19 protein-coding genes are annotated in these 19,688 nt (G+C 45.6%); 15 read left to right on the plus strand and 4 right to left on the minus strand.

The genetic code is table 11. The features are described 5' to 3' along the window. Positions 1-7 precede the first annotated feature (7 nt). From CI957_RS07375 to CI957_RS07385, 3 genes are read left to right on the plus strand one after another with little or no spacing between them, the layout of a single operon-like run. A complete protein-coding gene (locus CI957_RS07375; protein WP_096712536.1) occupies positions 8-244 on the plus strand; it encodes a DUF2769 domain-containing protein in 237 nt (78 codons plus the stop codon). A gap of 3 nt (positions 245-247) precedes the next feature. Next, on the plus strand, positions 248-667 hold the full coding sequence (locus CI957_RS07380; protein ID WP_096712537.1) for a rhodanese-like domain-containing protein: 420 nt from the start codon (positions 248-250) through the stop codon (positions 665-667). A gap of 39 nt (positions 668-706) precedes the next feature. Next, the gene (locus CI957_RS07385) at positions 707-1,543 is read left to right on the plus strand and encodes a bifunctional 2-polyprenyl-6-hydroxyphenol methylase/3-demethylubiquinol 3-O-methyltransferase UbiG (protein ID WP_096712538.1); all 837 of its coding nucleotides are present in this window, start codon (positions 707-709) and stop codon (positions 1,541-1,543) included. 5 nt (positions 1,544-1,548) lie between these two features. Here the strand turns inward: CI957_RS07385 and purH are convergent, their stop codons facing one another. Then, the gene (gene purH / locus CI957_RS07390) at positions 1,549-3,165 is read right to left on the minus strand and encodes a bifunctional phosphoribosylaminoimidazolecarboxamide formyltransferase/IMP cyclohydrolase (protein WP_128754582.1); all 1,617 of its coding nucleotides are present in this window, start codon (positions 3,163-3,165) and stop codon (positions 1,549-1,551) included. Between the two features lie 239 nt (positions 3,166-3,404). Between purH and CI957_RS07395 the strand changes: the two genes are divergently transcribed. From CI957_RS07395 to CI957_RS07415, 5 genes are read left to right on the plus strand one after another with little or no spacing between them, the layout of a single operon-like run. Then, a complete protein-coding gene (locus CI957_RS07395; RefSeq protein ID WP_128754583.1) occupies positions 3,405-4,487 on the plus strand; it encodes an ABC transporter substrate-binding protein in 1,083 nt (360 codons plus the stop codon). A 39-nt stretch (positions 4,488-4,526) separates the two neighbouring features. Further along, positions 4,527-5,180 carry a class I SAM-dependent methyltransferase gene (locus CI957_RS07400; protein ID WP_096712542.1) on the plus strand — a complete coding sequence of 218 codons (654 nt, stop codon included), beginning with the start codon at positions 4,527-4,529 and terminating at the stop codon, positions 5,178-5,180. 3 nt (positions 5,181-5,183) lie between these two features. Continuing rightward, positions 5,184-6,929 (plus strand): radical SAM protein, encoded by a 1,746-nt coding sequence (locus tag CI957_RS07405; protein WP_128754584.1) that lies wholly within the window; start codon positions 5,184-5,186, stop codon positions 6,927-6,929. 39 nt (positions 6,930-6,968) lie between these two features. Continuing rightward, positions 6,969-8,030 carry an iron ABC transporter permease gene (locus CI957_RS07410; protein ID WP_096712544.1) on the plus strand — a complete coding sequence of 354 codons (1,062 nt, stop codon included), beginning with the start codon at positions 6,969-6,971 and terminating at the stop codon, positions 8,028-8,030. Beyond that, positions 8,027-8,797 (plus strand): ABC transporter ATP-binding protein, encoded by a 771-nt coding sequence (locus CI957_RS07415; RefSeq protein ID WP_096712545.1) that lies wholly within the window; start codon positions 8,027-8,029, stop codon positions 8,795-8,797. The genes CI957_RS07410 and CI957_RS07415 overlap by 4 nt, the downstream gene beginning before the upstream one ends. 15 nt (positions 8,798-8,812) lie before the next feature. On the opposite strand, the gene CI957_RS07420 is transcribed toward CI957_RS07415, so the two are convergent. Next, positions 8,813-10,714: a phosphoadenosine phosphosulfate reductase family protein gene (locus CI957_RS07420; protein WP_128754585.1), complete on the minus strand. Its 1,902-nt coding sequence runs from the start codon at positions 10,712-10,714 to the stop codon at positions 8,813-8,815. Between the two features lie 45 nt (positions 10,715-10,759). Beyond that, positions 10,760-11,548 carry a CRISPR-associated protein Cas4 gene (cas4, locus tag CI957_RS07425; protein WP_164909056.1) on the minus strand — a complete coding sequence of 263 codons (789 nt, stop codon included), beginning with the start codon at positions 11,546-11,548 and terminating at the stop codon, positions 10,760-10,762. A gap of 127 nt (positions 11,549-11,675) precedes the next feature. Here cas4 and CI957_RS07430 point away from each other — a divergent pair, with 127 nt between their 5' ends. Genes CI957_RS07430 through cyaB form a run of 5 tightly spaced genes read left to right on the plus strand, consistent with a single transcriptional unit; the run spans position 11,676 to position 15,597 of the window. Continuing rightward, on the plus strand, positions 11,676-12,416 hold the full coding sequence (locus CI957_RS07430) for a helix-turn-helix domain-containing protein (protein WP_128754587.1): 741 nt from the start codon (positions 11,676-11,678) through the stop codon (positions 12,414-12,416). 32 nt (positions 12,417-12,448) lie between these two features. Then, a complete protein-coding gene (locus CI957_RS07435; protein WP_128754588.1) occupies positions 12,449-13,498 on the plus strand; it encodes a hydroxymethylglutaryl-CoA synthase in 1,050 nt (349 codons plus the stop codon). Positions 13,499-13,508: 10 nt separating this feature from the next. Continuing rightward, positions 13,509-14,681, plus strand: a complete 1,173-nt coding sequence (locus tag CI957_RS07440; protein ID WP_128754589.1) for a thiolase domain-containing protein — start codon at positions 13,509-13,511, stop codon at positions 14,679-14,681. A gap of 6 nt (positions 14,682-14,687) precedes the next feature. Next, on the plus strand, positions 14,688-15,077 hold the full coding sequence (locus tag CI957_RS07445) for a Zn-ribbon domain-containing OB-fold protein (RefSeq protein ID WP_128754590.1): 390 nt from the start codon (positions 14,688-14,690) through the stop codon (positions 15,075-15,077). 4 nt (positions 15,078-15,081) lie between these two features. After that, positions 15,082-15,597, plus strand: coding sequence for a class IV adenylate cyclase (gene cyaB, locus CI957_RS07450; RefSeq protein WP_096712552.1), 516 nt, complete (start codon positions 15,082-15,084; stop codon positions 15,595-15,597). A gap of 6 nt (positions 15,598-15,603) precedes the next feature. On the opposite strand, the gene metG is transcribed toward cyaB, so the two are convergent. Continuing rightward, on the minus strand, positions 15,604-17,646 hold the full coding sequence (gene metG / locus CI957_RS07455; RefSeq protein ID WP_128754591.1) for a methionine--tRNA ligase: 2,043 nt from the start codon (positions 17,644-17,646) through the stop codon (positions 15,604-15,606). Between the two features lie 161 nt (positions 17,647-17,807). Between metG and sppA the strand changes: the two genes are divergently transcribed. After that, positions 17,808-18,938 carry a signal peptide peptidase SppA gene (gene sppA, locus CI957_RS07460; protein ID WP_128754592.1) on the plus strand — a complete coding sequence of 377 codons (1,131 nt, stop codon included), beginning with the start codon at positions 17,808-17,810 and terminating at the stop codon, positions 18,936-18,938. 11 nt (positions 18,939-18,949) lie between these two features. Then, a complete protein-coding gene (locus CI957_RS07465) occupies positions 18,950-19,687 on the plus strand; it encodes a SagB/ThcOx family dehydrogenase (RefSeq protein ID WP_096712555.1) in 738 nt (245 codons plus the stop codon). Position 19,688 lies beyond the last annotated feature (1 nt).

The raw sequence follows: 19,688 nt of genomic DNA on the forward strand, positions 1-19,688 counted from the left end.
TTTGCAGGTGGCAGATCAGGAAGAATTGAGACAGGGGCTGGGCAAATATTTCGGTGTCTGTCCATCGTATCATCATTCCAAGGCCTGTTTATGCAAGGATTGTCCATCCTATCCGGGTGAAGGTTATATGTTCTGTGTGCGGGGTCCTGCATCCGGTGAGACCCGACAGGAATGTATGTGTAATGACTGTTATGTCTATCATCAGTTTGCGCTTGATGGGGATTATTTTTGCAGGCGGGAATGAATTATGAACAAAAATACAATTATTGTGTTACTTTGTGTACTGGTAACTCTGACTATGGCCGGATGTGTACAGCAGGAATCTGACAACACCACACCACAACCTGAAACCTGTGACTATTCCGATGTTTCTGCAGCAGAAGCATTCAATCTGATTGAGACAGGGGATGTTTTCATTCTGGATGTACGTACCCAGTCCGAATATGATGACGGTCACCTGGAGAATTCCTACCTGATCCCTGTTTCTGAACTGGAAAACCGGTTGGATGAGGTGCCTTCGGATACTGCGATTCTTGTTTACTGTCGCAGTGGCAGGCGGAGTGTGACGGCATCGAATATTCTTCTGGATGCGGGCTACTGTGATGTTTATAATATGGAAGCCGGTTTCAATGCCTGGCGCTCCGGCGGCTACCTTTACGAGGAATAAAACCCAATCTTTTTTACTTCTTCTCTCCTTTTCACATGCATGTTGTATGATGAGATTGATTGGGCAGATGTCTGGATCGAGCAGATGAAATTGCATAACGAGGCGGATGAACAGGTTCAACAGCCGGATCGCTGGGGCACCTATGAAAATGCCAGACGCTTCTGGCAATCCTCCCGCAAAAGTGGTAAACGGCTGGAAAAGACCCTGCGGGAGATAAAGCATGACAGCGATTCCCGGATACTGGACATAGGTGCCGGTCCGGGTTCAATGGCAATTCCCCTGGCGCAAAGGGTGTCCCATGTAACTGCAGTGGAGCCGGCTGAAGGGATGACAGAAGTCCTGAAGGAAAATATCAAACATTACCATCTCAACAATGTCACATGTATCCAGAAAAACTGGGAGGACGCGTCCCTGGAGGAACTGGATTCTCCTTATGATGTAATTGTAGCGTCCTATTCTCTGCACGTGCCCGATATCAGGGAGGCTATTGAAAAGATCCAGCAGTTAAGCAGTGGCAAGGTTTACATCTACTGGTTTGCAGGTGCGACCTCCTGGGATAAGAATTATTCACGTATCTGGCCGCAGTTACACGGCAGACAATATTATCCCTCTCCCAAATGTGATGTGCTCTACAATGTGCTCTACAGGATGGGAATCTATCCGGACATGGAAAATTTTGAATTGATACATGAGACCCGGTTTTCTTCCCTGGATGAGGCGGTTCAGCATTACAAACCCCATTACAAGATTGCCACTAATGAGCAGGAACAGATACTGCGCTCCCATCTGGAAGAAATACTGGAAAAAAAAGGGGACGAGCTGGTTCAGGTGGGTCGCTCGTCAAGGGTAAAAATATCGTGGGATAATTCCCACTGATTTTTTCAATGCAAAAAGTGCCTCATTCCGGTAAATACGAGGGAGACGCCCAGCCGGTTGGCGGTGTCTATAACTTCATTGTCCCGGATTGAGCCGCCCGGGGAGACAATATATTTGATATTGTTTTCGGCGGCATGGATGATGCTGTCATCGAAGGGGAAGAAGGCATCAGAAGCAAGGACACATTCTGAGAGAATATTGTTGCAGTACTCCTCAAAGTCCATTTCAGGCTGTTCCCTGTCATAGATCTCTTTCAGGTTTTCCCTTGCCTTGGTGGCACATAATTTGCGGATGGAATCCACACGATTGGGTTGGCCGGCACCCATTGCCAGCATCATGTAGCACCCATCCTCATATTCCCATGAAAGATTGACAGCATTGGATTTGGTACATTTGCAGGCTGCAATACAGAATTCGGACAGCCCCCTTTTCTCCTCGGGATACTCGGTCTCGGTGACACATTCCCATTTCTCGTACAATCCGATATTGCGGGACTGTTTGAGCATTCCTCCTGCAATATACTTGTAGGTAAATTCCGCATCAAAGGATTCATTGAATGAAGGCAGCTCCAGCAGGCGCAAATTCTTGCTCTTGCTCTTCAAAAAGTCCAGTGCATCGTGTTTGAATTCCGGAGCGATAATGATCTCCACGAACTTGCCCTTGAGGAATTTGGCGGATTCGAGATCCATCGCGACATTGGTGCATATGATACTTCCAAAGGCGGATATCGGATCACCGTCCCAGGCAGCCTGCAGGGCCTGCAGGAGTGTGTTTCCGGTTGCCAATCCACAGGGATTATTGTGTTTGACGATACATACTGCAGGTTTTTCGTGTCCCAATTCCTTGACAGTCTGGAGGGCGTTGTCCCCGTCCACATAATTGTTGTAAGATAGTTCCTTGCCATGCAGCTGGCGACAGTTTGCAAGGGCAGGTCCCTCAATTTCTGGCTGGGAGAAAAATAATGCTTCCTGATGCCAGTTCTCTCCATAACGTAGTTCTCTGCCACCTGTGAAATTAAGCCGCAGGGTTTCTTCTCCCAGTAAGGTGCGGCTTAAGTATGTATCAATTGTACTGTCATAGTTTGCAGTATGACGGAATGCCTTGACTGCCATTCTTTCCCGGCTTTCCTGTGAGACTACTCCGCTTGAGCGCAGTTCCTTGAGAATATGTCCGTAATCTTGCGGGTCACTCAGCACTGTAACAGATTTGTAGTTCTTGGCAGCCGACCTGAGCATGGAGGGCCCGCCGATATCAATGTTCTCGATGGCCTCTTCCAGATTAACCCCTTCCCTGGATATGGTTATCTCGAAGGGATAGAGATTTACGGCCACCATGTCGATAAGTTCAATAGAAAGGTCTTCAGCGTCGCTGACGTGTTCCGGATTTTCCCGCAGGCAAAGCAGGCCACCGTGAATCTTTGGGTGGAGTGTCTTTACCCTGCCTCCCATCATCTCAGGAAATCCGGTGATCTCTGATACGTCAATTGTTTCTATTCCTGCATCCCGGAGCATACGTGCCGTGCCTCCGGTTGAAATGATCTCTATATCAAGTTGTTTGAGCCCGCGTGCAAAATCCACTATTCCCGTTTTGTCGGAAACGCTCAGCAATGCCCTTTTCACCAAAAAATCACCAAGTCAGGTTGTAAGATATTACTAATAAAGGTTCTGGTTTGTCTTTTGGGTGCGCTTTTTCCTATTGGGGGGAGTGAACATATTTCCTATACATATTATTGTTTAATTGGAATTCTCTATGGAATCTGTAGTAACTTGGCTGAATTAAGAAAACTTTATGTATCGTTATGTTCATCCGAACATATCACTACATGTTATGGAAGTAAGACACTTACCATAGAGGAAGTCTCATGCATAAAAAATTCAGGTCCATTCTATTGATTATCGTGATTCTGTTAACGGTATGCACAAGCGCATGCGTAGATCAAGAGGAAGTTTCCGCGCAGAACACAAGATCGATAACTGATATGGCAGGAAGGACAGTTGAAATACCGGCTGACGTTGACAAGGCAGTTGCCACTTCTCCTCCTGCAACAATGCTAATTTACATGCTGGCTCCGCAAAAATTAGCAGGCTGGAATTTTATGCCTCAGGGGTCGCAAACATATCTGAAACCTGAGTATCAGACCCTTCCTGTGATTGGCGGTTGGTTTGGTAAACAGGATGGAAATTATGAAACCATTATATCCATGGGTCCCGATATCATCTTTGAAGGCTACAACAGTGGAGGGGATGTTACTTCTACCATCAATGAAAGACAGAAAAAATTCGGTACAATTCCTGTTGTGGGTATTGAATCGACAATTGATGCTATGGCATATGAAAAGCCAATAAAATTCATGGGGGATGTTCTCAGAGAAGAAGAGAGAGCAGTTCAATTAATCTCTTTTTACAAAAGAACACTTAACAATGTCACTGTAAAGGTCTCACAAATACCTGAAGATGAAAGGAAGAGTGTCTATTATGCAGAAGGCACCAATGGTCTGCTTACAGATCCGAAAGGTTCTCCGCACAGTCAGTTGATAGAGATATGTGGTGGTATCAATGTAGCCCAGTGTCCCATTGAACAGGGTTATGGAAGATCAGAGGTCTCCATTGAACAGGTATTGCAATGGGACCCCGAAGTTATCATCACAGGCGACCGAAATTTTTACAAAAATGTATATGAAGACCCTCTCTGGCAGGACATCACTGCGGTAAAAAACGATGAGGTATATCTTTACCCTGATGCTCCTTTTTGCTGGTTTGACAGGCCTCCGGGTATTAACAGGATAATCGGTATTCCCTGGACAGCTAAAGTGCTCTACCCTCAAGAGTTCAGCGATCTTGATCTCAGGGGTCATGTAAAGGAATTCTATTCAGAGTTCTATCATTATGAACTGTCGGAAGATGAGATCGATGGGTTATTGAACCCGGCTGCAGCAGGAAATTAAAATTTTGCCGATAGTCTCAGACGAAGAAGGTGCAATTTAATGACAGATGAAGTAACTGGTCAAGTTGGGTTTCATGATGAATATGCCGAAAATTTCGAAGATATTGCTGCCAATATCTTTGCTCCTATATATCCTGTTATTTCACAGCAGATAACCAACAGATGCCAGATCATGAGCGGGACTTTCATAGATGTGGGCAGCGGACCTGCATCACTTGCGATAGCCCTTAGTAAGCTTGTCGATGGCAAGGTCTATGCAATGGATTTTTCTGAAAAAATGCTTGCTATAGCAAAGAAAAAGATTGAATCGTGTGATTTGAACGAAAACGTGATCCCTATTTTCGGTGACATTCATGATATGCCTTTTGACGATTGTTTTGCTGAGCTGGTCGTAAGCCGCGGTTCTCTATTCTTCTGGCAGAATGTGTCCCTAGCTTTCAGGGAAATATATCGTGTACTAAAACCCGGTGGTATGGCCTATATTGGAGGCGGTTTCGGCACAGCGCAACTTAAGTCAAAGATCACACAGGCCATGGAAAAAAGGGACCCTGCATGGTCACAGTGTGTCGAAAAAAGATTGAACAAGACCAATCTGGATTCTTTTAAAAAAGCACTGCATGTTGCTGAAATTGACCATTACAGGATCATAGATGATGAATCCGGTTTCTGGATATGTTTCAATAAGGTGGACTGACCTATGAAGTGCAACATATGTGAAATTGGCTGCGATCTTGCAGAGGGAAAGAGTGGTCAATGTCGTATGTATATCAACAAAAATGGTCAGATCATCGAGAGATTTCCAAACAACTACTTCACAATGTTTCCGGTTTCCATTGAGACAGTCCCCCTCCTCCATTTCTATCCGCGGGGTAAGTTTCTGCAGGTTTGTACCGTTGGCTGCAATTTCAAATGTGAAGGCTGCATCTCGGAGATCCTGGCATCCCGTCTTCTTTCCACTAATAAAAAAAGTGGAATTAGCAATGAGAACGTTATCAATAAAGCCCTTGATGAAGACTCCATAGGGATTGTTTTTTGTCTCAATGAGCCGGCTGTCTCCTATTTTACATTCCGGGACCTTGCTAAAAAGGCCAGGCAGAACAATCTTTTAATCGGTTGCTCCACTAACGGATATTTTACAGAAAACGCATTGAAAGAACTAATCCCTTTGATAGATTTCGTAAATATCGGTATAAAGGGTTATTCAGATGAAAGGTATATTTCGTGCGGTGCCAGAGGTTCTGAGCCTGTTTTCAGGAATCTGAAATTACTCAAAGAAAGTGATGTTCATGTTGAGGTTTCTACCATTTACATCAAGGGTTCAGAGGATGAAGTCATAAATACTGCAAAATTTGTTTCCTCCCTTTCAAGGGATATACCGTTTCAGGTTATGAGGTTTGTACCTTTTGGAGATGCAGCCCCTCAGATCGAACCAACGATAAGGGAAAGTGAAGGTCTGTGTGACAAATTAAGCCAGCACTTAAATTATGTGTATCTTTTCAATTCGCCGGGTACCGATCATTTGAACACGGTATGTCCAGAATGCAGTAAAATCATTTTCCAGAGGGAGTTCTTTGGTCCCATGGGCTCACGTACTTTATCCTACCTGCCTCAAGGAGGGTGTAAATGTTCTACTGCGGGTTTATTCAGAGGAGAAGTAAGTGAAGTTTCTCATCATGAACCGGGATTTATGGGAGGATACAGGATCACCCGGGCGCTGGAGATAATCCATGCTATTCTTGTCTGCCTTGGGATAAAAGATGATCATGAACTTGCAGAAATATGGGCCAATGTCATGGAAACAGGATATTTGGAGCAGCTTCATACCAGTTCTCAGGACCTTGACTCCTATTTTGATGTAATTGAGCATTTTGCCGCCCTTGCAGACAGGAAAAAGGAAGGAATGGAACTTGTGGCTTATATGAGGGAGAAACTGGATTTCATACGGTCTGTGACAAATGACATTGAAAAGCCACGGGCCTATTATTGTATGGGATATCCCCTTTTTGCACTCAATGGGGAGCGAATTGAGAATAATCTTGTTGAAGCTGCAGGCGGGGAAAGTGTAAACAAGCTGATCGACAGGGAGGGAAAACCCGGGGTTGGTATTTCTCATAATGAATTTGTCGGGATGAACCCTGAGTTCATATTCATATCAGGTTTCCTTTCAACCCCGGTTTCCGATTCATACGCCTATTGTAAAAAACATGGTCTATCTGCAGATGCCCTAAAAAACAGGAGGATATACGGTCTTCGTCCATTATGGGATTTCGGAAGTCCCAGATGGATATTGGGGCTGATGTACATAGCAAATAAGTTACACCCTGATATTTTTAATTTTGATATTGATAAAGAGGCAAATCAGTTCTATAAAAGGTTCTATGGTGTGTCCTTTGATTCTTCGAGGCACAACAGGTCTTTTTACAGCGTTTCATCCAGGCAATGACCCCACTTTATCGAACCGATTTTAGGAAATGAGATATAAATGTCATATGATATTGGAAGAATCACAGGTTTGAAATTGGGGATTCATAAGAGAATCTCTGAGGGTAATACACAGATATTCCTCGCATTTTTCCTTATGATATTTCTCTTTGTACTTTCCCTCTTTATGGGAAGGTATTCAATTCCTCCACAAACTATAATGACTAGCATTATTTTCTGGCTTCTGTCATTAGGAAATGTGGAGCCGTCAAATGTGGGAACTGTCATATTTCAGATACGTCTTCCAAGGATAATTGCAGCTATGCTTGTAGGGGCTGGATTATCTATATCCGGAGCTTCTTTTCAAGGCCTTTTCCGCAATCCACTGGTATCTCCCTATATTTTAGGAGTGGCATCCGGGGCTGGATTTGGTGCCTGCCTGGGTATCCTGATAAGTGAGAATATATTTGTTATCCAGTTAATGGCATTTTCTTTTGGAATACTTGCAGCTTTTCTAGCTTACAGCCTCAGCAAGTCCTGCAAGGCAACGGTCACACTGGTCCTTGTGCTTTCAGGTATTATTGTAGGTGCAGTTTTCACTGCTCTGACCTCTCTGGTAAAATATGTCGCAGATCCATATGATAAACTTCCTGAGATGGTATTCTGGCTTATGGGAAGTCTCTCATCTGTCAGGGTCGAGGATCTAATCTATGCTTCACCTGCAATTCTTGCCGGCATGCTTGTTCTCATTCTTATTGGGTGGCGCATCAATGTTATCTCTTTGGGAGAGGAAGAAGCCAGGTCACTGGGTATAGATACTAAGAAAATGACAATACTGATCGTTATTTGTGCGACTCTGGTCACTACTTCTGCAATTAGTATCAGCGGTATTATTGGATGGGTAGGCCTTGTAGTACCCCATATCTCGCGGATGCTGGTTGGTCCAAGTTACAAAAAACTGTTACCAATGTCAGTTTTCCTCGGTGCATCTTTTCTTTTGGTCGTAGATGACCTCGCAAGGACATTAATGAGTATAGAAATTCCTCTGGGAGTTCTTACGGCACTGATAGGGGCACCATTTTTTGCTTATCTTTTACAAAAAAAGAAGGTTGGTTGGTCATGATATTAAGGGTAGACAATGCTTCGTATTCGTATGGTGGTAAGGAGAATGTATTTGAGGATATTTCCTTTTTTTTAAAAAAGGGTGAGACTTTATGCATACTTGGTCCCAATGGGATTGGTAAATCAACACTGCTAAAATGCCTTGGCAATGTATTGAAATTAAGTGAGGGCAGCGTCTTTATTGAGGGAAAAGACATCTCTTCGATGAGCAGAACAGAGATTGCTCAAAAGATAGGTTACGTTCCACAGTCAGATCAATCGGTATTTCCCTTTTCTATACTGGATTTTGTAATGCTTGGAAGAGCACCTCATCTTCCCTTCTTCTCCTCCCCTGGGGAAAAGGACCTCACAATAGCTGAGAATGCCATCAATAAAGTGGGGATATCTCATTTGAGGGATAGGCCTGTTACAGAAGTAAGTGGTGGCGAAAGACAGCTTGCTCTTATTGCAAGGGCTCTGGCACAGGAGCCGGAAATTTTGCTTCTGGATGAACCTACCTCCCATTTGGATTTCGGGAATCAGGTACGTGTCCTGAACCTAATTGAAAGACTTGCCTCTCAGGGAACATCTGTAATTATGAGCACGCACTTTCCGGATCATGGTTTTATAGGCTCGAAGAAGGTAGCTATAATGCTTGAGAATGATTTCATAGACCAGGGGACTGCTGAAGAAGTAATTACAAAAGAGAACATGGCTCTTGCATATGGTGTCGATGTAACCATCGATCATGTCAGTTCCATACAGAGAAATGTATGTCTTCCTCTTTAATTATATCAACCTTTTTCAGTCCCGTACAAATTTCACCACAGGGCAGACCTCGATACATTTGCCGCAGTGGGTGCACTTATCCCCTATATAGGCAATTTTGTTTTTAATCCGGATTGCATTGCGGTTACATTTGCTGATACACACCCCGCAACCCGTACAGCCCAGGGCCCGGCGTATGGAGTTCTCCGTATCCTTGAGGAGTTTCCCGGCATCGGCTTTGGAAGATGCCCTGACTCTTACGGACCCTGTGGCAAAGACCTGTGCTGTATCTTTTTTCCGGGTTATCATTGCCATCTCGTCGGTATACTTCACCTCGCCAATAGCAAGCAACATGCCGCTTTTCCTTATTTTTTCCATGTCAAGGGCTGTGGAGAAACTTCCCTCAGCTGTCATTTCGCCGGTGGTGCAGGGTCGATGGCCCACACTGGAGGTGAATGTCAATTTATCAGGGTCGTATTTGGTGGGAGCGGTATTAATTCCCAGTTCTTCGGCTACTTTTTTTATGTTGGGGGGAAGGGATTTCCATCTCCAGAACCCATAATCAGCCCACTGCTTATCGATGCCGGTTTTCTCGGCGTAGGCATACAAATGGTTCATCAGTTTTTCTTCGTAATGGGGGTGGGTCTTTTTCAGGCGTTTCAGATCACCCAGGGAAGATGAGGGGCACAGCCAGCATCCCATCCGGTCAAACCCTTTCGCATAGAGGGGATTGTAGGGCAGTTCATTCATGAATATGTAGAGCCAGATATGCAGGGCAGTCCAGTCCTGTATCGGTGAGGCTGCGGTCTGGTTGCCCACCCAGGGATTTTTCCAGACACGGTTGCTGCGGGCCCGGGTGGTGGATTCATATTTGCGCTGGCCCACAAAGGTCAGGCAGCCTTTTTCGTAATTCTCCTCTATCAACCGGCTTATGGGGCCGAGTTTACAGACTTTGCAGCACCATCGCATTTCCACTGCAGGCGGGCCGAATGCATCTAAGGATTCCCAGAAGGCATCCCCCACACTTATGGATTTGACATCTTTTGAATATAAATTTCCCACATGCCGGATGTTTTCCAGTGTTTCAGGGAATTCAAGCCCTGTATCGGCAAACATCATTTCATAATCTCTGACGCACTCATCCACAAGCTGGACCACTGCAAGACTGTCCTTGCCTCCGGAATAAGATACGGAGATAGGCAGATCCTTTGTTTCAATGGTTTTCTGGATAAAGGTGTGGGCTTCTGCAATTGCTCCATCCATAATGAATCGGTTTGCCCGGATAACATCGCCCCAGCCTGAAGGTTTTCTGTCATGGACTTTTGAAGGCGTATCCGCTTTCCACCGGGGTTTGACTGCACTGCCCTTTTTTGCTTCCATCATTTCCCGGCCATCCATTCGCGCACGGCCTGTAGCAACAACTTCTCCGGCAGGGGTTATCATTATGACCTCGTCATCTTTCTGTATTCCCGGGTCCGCATCCAGCACTCCCGGGGCAAGCAGGTTTGCACCTTTGTGCAGGAATTTTTTAACATCGTCCTCGATGGTCACGTAACCTGTAGGGGGTTCTTTGCCTGCCAAAATTCTGCGAGCGGCTTCCAGCCGGGGAAGAAGTACCCATTCAAGTTTCCCGATCTCATAACGTATGCTTGCAATTACTTCGCCATCAACAATAATCTCATCCATGCGGTCTTCGTAGGGTGCTTTGTTGAGCAGCACGACCCTGTCCGTGTCAAGAAGCGGGTTGTTGAATTGTTGTTTTGATATTCGGTTTATGTGTTTAATATCGTGCAAAAAAGCCGGTCTTATATCCCCCGGGGGTGTAACATTTACTTTAACACATTCGGCCCCGCAGGTACACTTATTACCAAGAACCGGTACATTGCAGCTGTGGCACCATTGCAGCAGCAAATCTCCATGGAATACAGGTTGTGACATCTATGCTGGAAATCCTGTATTGGTTAAATAATATTGTGGTCGTTCTCAGAAGAACTTTGAAGCCAGGGAATTGCCCTGCGATTCACACATCTGTTCGTAGGGACAGTATCCACAGAGTTTTCCCCGCTTTGCCTGTGGCATTTTTCCGTTCTTTATCTTTTCGATCCGTTTGAGGATATTGAGCACCTCCCTGCGCTCGGTTGGCCGTATTCTCACAGGTCTTGCCTGTCCCTGTGAGGCATAAAAAAGCACTGCGGAATTTACCGGTTGGTCGTATCTTTCTTCTGCAAGCATGGAGTAGGCTGCCAGAGGTATCCGATCATTTTTCCAGACACCCTGCATTGGGACATTACCGGTCTTTATTAGCATGGGCATCTTCTGTTTATCGGGACAGACGATTGCAGAAGGTGCACCACTTAATTTCAATTTATCAGAATGCATCAGGGGTTCGATTTCAAGGGGTGCTATTAATTCGATCATTTCTTCATCGGATTGGTTCTTTAAATTGCCCGCTATTGCAGGCAACAATTCATATACATCTTCCACTGCATCTTTGAATTGGTTTTCATCAATATGCTCCAATTCGTCGGAATAGATGGTCATTATTTCCTGTACAACCTCTTCGACCCGCTTTTGCACCAGGGGGAGTATTTCCTGTTTTGATCTGGCAATCTCTGCACAGGAAAGAGCCAGTTCTTTTAGCAGTAAATGACGGATGTAAGGTTTTTCAATTTCATCTGGTATTGCTTCATTCCTGCTGGCAAAGTATATCTTGCGGGGGCACTTCGTGTAGAGGACCACTTCCGAAACACTGGAATTTGTTTCACAGAACATTGCACACATATTTAGAAGTTAACAAATTGCATAATATTTAAGTTGAATGAATATATGGATGTCGGCAATAGACGAATTGATATTCGTTAAATATATATGCATGCTGGTATTGAGGTAATTGTAGCACATGACCGAGGATGCATCAAAGGAGAACTTACGTCACCGCCTGGCTGAAAAAATGGCCGGTGAGATCACTCTTTCCGATAAGCCCGGGGAGGCTCTGAAAAAATGGAGACTCAATTTCGAGATAGCCCAGACTGATATTTCTTCATATCTGGGTGTTTCGCCTTCTGTGATAAGTGATTATGAGAGCGGAAGGCGAAAGTCTCCGGGAACCCTTATCGTCAGCAAGATAGTGGATGCTCTGATAAATATTGATTCAGAAAACGGAGGCCACAAGATACATGCCTATGAAGGCATGCTGTACAGTGATCAGGCATCAAAAGCGGTCTATGCAACTTACGAATACACATATCCAATGCAGCTTGCAAAACTGGCCACTCTTATCGAGGCGGATGTGGCCAACCGGGGTGTGGAAAAACCCCTGTATGGTTTTACGGTGGTAGACAGCAAGAAGGCAATTCTTGAACTGTCTTCCCATGAATTCCAGAAACTGTATGGATGGAGCACAGAACGTGCCATGATATTCACTAAAGTATCTACAGGGAAATCTCCCATGGTGGCAATCAGGGTCACAAACCTGAAACCCGCAGCAGTGGTTCTGCATGGGCTTAGTATCAGGGAGGTGGATCCAATGGCCAAAAAAATGGCAGAAGTTGACAGGATCCCTTTGCTGGCAACGACTATGGACCTTGATGAATTGATCGAGGCATTAAAACACTACAGTCAATACCAGGTAATGGAATGATATTTATTTTTGATCAAAAGGTGATTTAAGCAATGAGCGTAGGGATTGTTTCATACGGTACATATATCCCCAAATACAGGATAAAAGTGGAGGATATAGCAAAGGTATGGGGTGATAATGCAGATATACTCAGTGCAGGCCTCATGGTGAATGAAAAATCCGTCCCGGACATGGATGAGGATACCATAACAATTGCAGTCGAGGCTGCAAGGGCTGCAATTTGTCGCAGCAGCCTTGATCCTTCCAGGATCGAGGCAATATATACAGGATCTGAAAGTCATCCCTATGCGGTCAAACCCACCAGTACAATAGTAGCTGAAGCGGTGGAAGCGACCCCTGAGATGACTGCAGCGGATCTTGAATTTGCCTGTAAAGCAGGAAGTGCCGGTATGCAGGCATGCATGGGATTGGTACAATCCGGTATGGCAGATCTGGGGCTTGCGATAGGTTCGGACGTATCACAGGGTGCACCCGGGGACGCACTGGAATATACCGCTGCTGCTGGCGGTGCGGCTTATATTATAGGCAACAAAGAAGAAGAAATGGTGGCAATAATCGAAGATACCTATTCTTTCACGACTGACACTCCTGATTTCTGGAGGCGTGAAGGTATGCCTTATCCCGAACACGGCGGACGTTTCACCGGAGAACCCGGTTATTTCAAACACGTCCTGGGTGCCGCAAAAGGTCTGATGAATAAACTTGGCACTTCAGCTGAGGATTACGATTATGCAGTTTTCCATCAACCCAATGGTAAGTTCCCCTCCAGGGTGGCAAAAATGCTGGGATTCAGTAAGGAAAAAATTGCTCCCGGCCTTGTGGTCACAAGATTGGGTAATACTTATTCCGCTTCATGCCTGATGGGTATTGCAGCTACTCTTGATCAGGCAAAGCCTGGAGACAGGATATTTGCCACAGCCTTTGGTTCGGGTGCAGGGGCAGATGCCTTCAGTTTCAGGGTAACGGATAAGATCGATAAGATCAGGGATAAAGCTCCCCTGGTAGAGGAATTGCTTGCAAATCCTGTCTACATGGATTATGCAATGTATGCAAAGCATAAAGGCAAGATAAAACGGTCGTGAGGGGATTAAAATGAGAGACGTTGCAATTATCGGAAGTTATACTACCAGATTTGGTGAGATGTGGGAACGTTCTTTCCGTGATATAGTTGTTGAGGCGGGGGTCGGAGCCCTTGAGGATGCCGGAGTTGGTGGAGAAAGTATCGACAGTATGTTTGTCGGTAATATGAGCGGCGGACAATTTGTTGAACAGGAACATATCGGAGCCCTGATTGCTGATTATTCCGGCCTGGCAGCCGGTTTGCATGTTCCTTCCACCCGTGTGGAGGCCGCCTGTGCTTCAGGGGGACTGGCTTTCAGGCAGGGGATACAGTCCGTTGCATCCGGTTACAATGATATAGTGGTAGCTGCAGGCGTTGAAAAAATGACAGACGTTTCCTCCGTTGGCGCTTCTTCAGCCCTTGCGGCAGCAGCTGACCGGGAGTGGGAGGGCATGATGGGTGCCACCTTCCCGGGTCTGTATGCCATGATAGCCCGTATGCATATGCAGCAATACGGAACAACCAGTGAACAGCTCGCACAGGTTGCTGTGAAAAATCATAAGAATGGTACCAATAATCCAATCGCCCAGTACAGGAATAATATCACAGTGGATAAAGTGCTTAATTCCATTATGGTCGCTGACCCCTTGCACATCTTTGATTGCTCTCCGATTACTGACGGTGCAGCCGCTCTTGTGCTGGCTCCTGCCGAAGAAGCCCACAAATACACCGACACTCCGATATACGTAAAGGGGTCTGGACAGGCAAGTGATACTATAGCCCTGCATGACCGCCGCGACATTACCACTCTTGATGCGAGTGTCTATGCTGCAAAAAGAGCCTATGAGATGGCAGGAATCGGACCGGATGATATCGATGTGGCAGAGGTGCATGATTGTTTTACCATTGCAGAAATATGTGCCATCGAAGATCTTGGATTTGTCAAGAAAGGACAGGGTGGCAGATTTGTTGAAGACGGCAATACCGCGATTGGTGGCAAGATCCCAGTAAATACTTCCGGTGGCTTGAAGGCATGTGGTCATCCTGTGGGTGCTACCGGTATCAAACAGGCTGCAGAAATTGTCAACCAGCTTCGTGGAGAGGCAGGGAAAAGACAGGTAGAGGGTGCCGAGATCGGACTGGCCCATAATGTAGGAGGGTCCGGTGCGACTGCACTTGTACATATATTAGGCAGGGAGAGGTGATTATAGATGTCTGTTGCAAGATTCTGGAGACAGCAGGTACAGCGATATAATCTCGTAGGTAACCATTGTAGAAACTGTGATGAATATTATTATCCCCCGAGGACTACCTGTCCGTTTTGCAGAAGGAACGGGGATATGGAGGAATACAAGTTCAGCGGCAAAGGTGAACTTGTAACATATACGATAATTCATTCAGCAGCTGAAGGGTTTGAACACCAGACGCCGTATGTGCTGGGTATTGTAAAACTGGAAGAAGGCCCACGGCTCACATCCCAGATCATAGCACAACCAGAGGATGTGAACATCGGTATGAAGGTAAGGCCTGTGTTCCGCAAACTGGGTGAAAGCGGGGATAAAGGTATGCTCCATTACGGTACTAAATTCACACCGGCGTGATGAGATGCTTGAGGTAGAAGTAAAATCCCGTATCGACCTGTCTTATGCCCGTGAAGTTCTTGAGGGGCTTGATGCAAAATTCCTGGAGGCAGAGGAGCATTTTGATATTTACTACAATGCTCCGCACTGCGATTTTGCAGAAACGGACGAAGCTTTGCGTATACGTTCTGTTAATGACAGGCAGGTTTTGACCTACAAGGGTAAAAAACTCGATGATACCACCAAAAGTCGTGAGGAAATCCAGACTCCTGTGGAAGCAGAAGCCATGATACAGATTCTGGAAAGACTTGGTTTCAAAGAAACTGCGAGGGTCCAGAAGGTGAGGGATGTTTTCAAAATAGGTGACATCACCCTGTGTCTGGACGAGGTGGATTCCCTGGGTCAGTTCATAGAGTTTGAGATAATCTCTGATGCTGATATGGAGGAAAGTAAAAAACGCATTTTTGCGATGATGGAAAAATTCGGCCTGCAACCTGAAGATTCCATCCGTAAGTCCTATCTGGAACTGGTGATGGAATAAACTCCATCATCCAATCTGGGTTCCATTCTTTGCTTCTTTTTCCGGTGCAAGCAGAATTGCACCACCGTCTTCGTCCACTCCGGCAAGCACCATGCCGAAAGATTTGACACCGCAGAGTTTGGCAGGTTTGAGATTGGCCAGTACGATTACCTGTCTGCCCTTTACTTCTTCGGGGCTATGGGTCAGGGCAATTCCGGCAACTATCTGGCGTGGCGTTTCTTCTCCGATATCAACTTCGAGCCTGAGTAATTTGTCGGCCTTTTCGACCTTTTCAGCTTCGACAATGGTTCCTACACGCATATCGAGTTTACCGAAATCTTCGAAGGTGATTTCTTCGCTATCTGTCATTATTTGTTCTCCTTTCTTGCGGTTTTGTTTTTCATTGGCTTCTCTGACCCGCTGTGATGCAATGGCTTCCATCTTTTCGATGGTTTCATCCTCTATTTTCTTGAAAAGGATGGAGGGTTTGCTAAGGGGTGTACCCGATTCAACAGGCACGGTACCCTGGCTGTAGAGTGCTGTGTGTACATTGCTCTGCATACCGAGCTGTTTCCAGGCATTTCCGGCCTTTTCAGGTATCAGAGGTTCATAAAGCAGAGTAAGGGCTTTGCCGATCTGCATGCAGTTTTTGAGTATGCGGCCACATTCTTCTTTGTCTTCTTTTACCAGGTTCCAGGGTTCTCTGGACTGGAAATAGATATTTCCATAAGAAGCAAGGGCCATCACGCTGTCTGCATATTTCTTGAACTCATACTTTTCCATTGCCTCACTTGCTTTATCAATGGTATTCTGGATGGTTTCCATGACTTCATCATCCAGTTTTCCTTCGGGAACGGCCTTGAAGTTCTTGTAGGCAAAGAGCAATGTGCGGTAGAGGAAATTGCCGAAGACTCCTACAAGTTCTGTATTGGTTTTTTCCTGGAATACCTTCCAGGAGAAATTGAGTTCTTTGGTATGGGATGTGTAACTTGCCAGATAATAACGCAACAGGTCCGGATGGAAACCCTGTTCCATGTAGTCATCACCGACCCATACAACATAACCACGGCTTTTTGAGAAGGTTTTGTTCTCTATCTTTACCATACCTGATGCTACCACAGATGAGGCGGGTGAATAGTCAGCACCTTTGAGCATGGCAGGCAGGAATATACAGTGATGGTAGATTATGTCACCACCGATAAAATGTACTATTTCACCATCATCTTTCCAGTATTTTTCCCAGCTGTCACCGGTTGCGTTTGCCCATTCTTCAGTGAAGGCGATATAGCCTATAGGTGCATCCACCCATACATAGACGACCAGGTCATCACGCCCCGGGAACTTGACACCCCATTCGAGATTGCGGGTAATGCACCAGTCATCAAGTCCCTGTTTTACCCATCCCAGGGCATAGTTGCGGGCATTGGATGTACCGTCAAGTTTGTCAAGATATTCAAGCAAATAATCATTGAACTGGGATAATTTGAAAAAGAAGTGTTCCTGTTCCTTATACTCGGCAACCCCGCCACAGATGGTACAGACGGGATTTTTGAGTTCTCCGGGTTCCAGATGTTTTCCGCATCCCTGATCGCATTCATCACCCCGGGCACTTTCTGCGCAGTGCGGGCATTCTCCTTCCACATACCTGTCGGGGAGGAATCGATTACATCCGGCGCAATATGCAACCTCTATAGTTTTGGGATATACGTAATCGTTTTCTATTAAACGGTTCACTATATCATGAGTGCGGTTATGGTTTGTTGGGTCATCGGTTGTACCGAAGGCATCGAATTCGATACCCATTGACTTGAATGTCTCATCAAAATGGGTATGGTATTTCTTGATCAGAGCCTGAGGAGTAGTATTCTGTTCCTCAGCATTGAAGACGATGGGGGTGCCATGGGTATCCGAACCACAAACAAATGTAACCTCATGGCCCATTTTTTTTAATGAGCGTACAAATATGTCTGCAGGGATGTAGGTCCTTAGGTGACCGATGTGAGCCATTCCGTTGGCATAGGGTAATCCACAGGTCACAAGTATGGGTTTATCGGGTGAAAAGCGTGACATGTTATTTCTCCGTTTGTATCAATATTATCGGTAACAATGTGTTTGCAATGGATAGGTGACAATTATAAAATACATTTCGCTCCCTGTCTTAAGGAAGGTAAGGCGTGTCAGAAGGTATTTGAATATTCAGGAGAATATTTGCTTTTATATCGAGGAATACAATGAACGAAAACGATCCCACCAATAATGAAGAGGGCGAAAGTTTATCGGGCAATGAGCGGTTTCTTGCAGGCAGTGATAAATCATTTTATACGGAATTAGAAGATGATCCGTATGAAGAGCCTGTGCAGGAACAGCCCGTATCCGGATCGCCTCTTTTGTCCCCTCCTGATGAACCTGGCAAAGGCCGGATGGATGTTCCCCATACACCGCCTGAAAAAAAAAGTAACTTTGGTAAGTATGCCGCCCTTATTGCGGTCCTGTTTTTGATAATCGGTTCGAGTTTTGCAATAATATATTATTCAGCCGGAGGGGATTTTTATCCCGACAATAATAGGGTGGCTGTAATCTATATCCAGGGTACAATGCTGACCGGTAGTGTCCCTTCAGGACTGGGGTATGCTACATCCGAGAATATTTGTGCAAGTATACGTAAGGCAGTTGATGACAATAGTGTAAAAGCCATTGTGTTGCGGATCAACAGTGGTGGTGGTTCCGGCTCAGCCTCTGAAGAAATCAATACGGAGATAAGAAAAGCCCAACAGGCAGGTGTGCCGGTTGTAACATCCATGGGAGATGTGGCTGCCAGTGCTGCCTATCATGTGGCTTCCAGTACCGATTTGATAGTTGCAAATCGAAATACTATGACCGGCAGTATAGGGGTAATATGGACCTTCCGTAACATGTCTGCTTACTACGAGGAAGAAGGTATTGATTTCTATATTGCCAAATCAGGTGAGTTCAAGGATATGGGCGGAACATGGCGCGGTCTTACCGATGAAGAAAAAGAATATGCAGACCGTGTAATAAGGGAAAGTTACAATCTTTTCGTACAGGATGTGGCCCAGGGGCGCAACATGACGGTCAGTGAAGTGAAGGATATAGCGGACGGGCGCATCTATACGGGTGTCTCTGCCAAACGTATAGGGCTTATCGATGAGTACGGCAATTTCTATGATGCTATCGATAGGGCTGCTGATATGGGGGGAATTGAAGGAGAACCCACTATCTACTATGTGAACAAACCCTCTATCACAAACCTGTTATTTGGCTCGAAAGTACAGAATGATAATATTGCCGAGAGTTTTGTGAGTTACTATGAAAAATCTCCCTTTGGAAAACTTGCGTATTGAAGGTGTATTGGATGACAGGAGTAGGCAGGAATTTCATGGATGCAACCAAATTTGGTGAATTGGACCCCTCTCCTCAGATGCTGGGCCATTCCCCTCCGCCTCTCGAAATAGCACCAGGTGCAGACAAGTCCCTGATATCCTTTCCCGAAATTGGCGGTTTGGAAACGGATTCAGTTAATCTCAAAAGGGCAATTGAAACCCGTCGCAGTGTAAGGAATTTCACAGATTCTTCCATTTCCCTGCAGGATCTTGCCTGGTTGCTTTGGGCCACTCAGGGGATAAAAAAAGCAGTAAATGATGTGGCCACTTTCCGTACCGTTCCTTCAGCGGGCGCAAGACATGCTTTTGAAACCTATCTTTCGATTGGTAATGTGGAAGGGTTGGAGCAGGGTCTGTACCGCTATCTTGCCCTGGAACATTCGATTGTTGAGGAACAACAGGATGAGGACATTATGGCAAAGGTGGCCCGTGCCTGTCTGGACCAGCCTTTCGTGCGTAACTGTGGGGCTGTTTTCATATGGGTTGCTATTTCTGAAAGGATGACCTGGCGATATGGTGAGAGGGGTTACCGTTATTTGCATCTGGATGCGGGACATGTCTGCCAGAATCTCTATCTTGCATCGCAGACGGTAAATTGTGGTGTTTGTGCAGTTGCAGCTTTTAAGGATGATGAACTGAATTCCCTGCTTGGTCTTGACGGGGACAAACATTTCGTGGTGTACCTGGCGGCTGTGGGAAAACTGGATTGAT

It is taken from the genome of Methanohalophilus sp. WG1-DM, assembly GCF_004104135.1.
Lineage (GTDB): Archaea > Halobacteriota > Methanosarcinia > Methanosarcinales > Methanosarcinaceae > Methanohalophilus > Methanohalophilus euhalobius.

Coding starts and splice junctions, on each gene's coding strand:
- CI957_RS07440 (WP_128754589.1), top strand. CDS start 13,509: ATGAGAGACGTTGCAATTATCGGAAGTTATACTACCAGATTTGGTGAG.
- cas4 (WP_164909056.1), bottom strand. CDS start 11,548: ATGTTCTGTGAAACAAATTCCAGTGTTTCGGAAGTGGTCCTCTACACG.
- metG (WP_128754591.1), bottom strand. CDS start 17,646: ATGTCACGCTTTTCACCCGATAAACCCATACTTGTGACCTGTGGATTA.
- CI957_RS07435 (WP_128754588.1), top strand. CDS start 12,449: ATGAGCGTAGGGATTGTTTCATACGGTACATATATCCCCAAATACAGG.
- cyaB (WP_096712552.1), top strand. CDS start 15,082: ATGCTTGAGGTAGAAGTAAAATCCCGTATCGACCTGTCTTATGCCCGT.
- CI957_RS07400 (WP_096712542.1), top strand. CDS start 4,527: ATGACAGATGAAGTAACTGGTCAAGTTGGGTTTCATGATGAATATGCC.
- CI957_RS07380 (WP_096712537.1), top strand. CDS start 248: ATGAACAAAAATACAATTATTGTGTTACTTTGTGTACTGGTAACTCTG.
- CI957_RS07385 (WP_096712538.1), top strand. CDS start 707: ATGTTGTATGATGAGATTGATTGGGCAGATGTCTGGATCGAGCAGATG.
- sppA (WP_128754592.1), top strand. CDS start 17,808: ATGAACGAAAACGATCCCACCAATAATGAAGAGGGCGAAAGTTTATCG.
- CI957_RS07395 (WP_128754583.1), top strand. CDS start 3,405: ATGCATAAAAAATTCAGGTCCATTCTATTGATTATCGTGATTCTGTTA.
- CI957_RS07415 (WP_096712545.1), top strand. CDS start 8,027: ATGATATTAAGGGTAGACAATGCTTCGTATTCGTATGGTGGTAAGGAG.
- CI957_RS07445 (WP_128754590.1), top strand. CDS start 14,688: ATGTCTGTTGCAAGATTCTGGAGACAGCAGGTACAGCGATATAATCTC.
- CI957_RS07420 (WP_128754585.1), bottom strand. CDS start 10,714: ATGTCACAACCTGTATTCCATGGAGATTTGCTGCTGCAATGGTGCCAC.
- CI957_RS07405 (WP_128754584.1), top strand. CDS start 5,184: ATGAAGTGCAACATATGTGAAATTGGCTGCGATCTTGCAGAGGGAAAG.
- CI957_RS07410 (WP_096712544.1), top strand. CDS start 6,969: ATGTCATATGATATTGGAAGAATCACAGGTTTGAAATTGGGGATTCAT.
- CI957_RS07465 (WP_096712555.1), top strand. CDS start 18,950: ATGACAGGAGTAGGCAGGAATTTCATGGATGCAACCAAATTTGGTGAA.
- CI957_RS07430 (WP_128754587.1), top strand. CDS start 11,676: ATGACCGAGGATGCATCAAAGGAGAACTTACGTCACCGCCTGGCTGAA.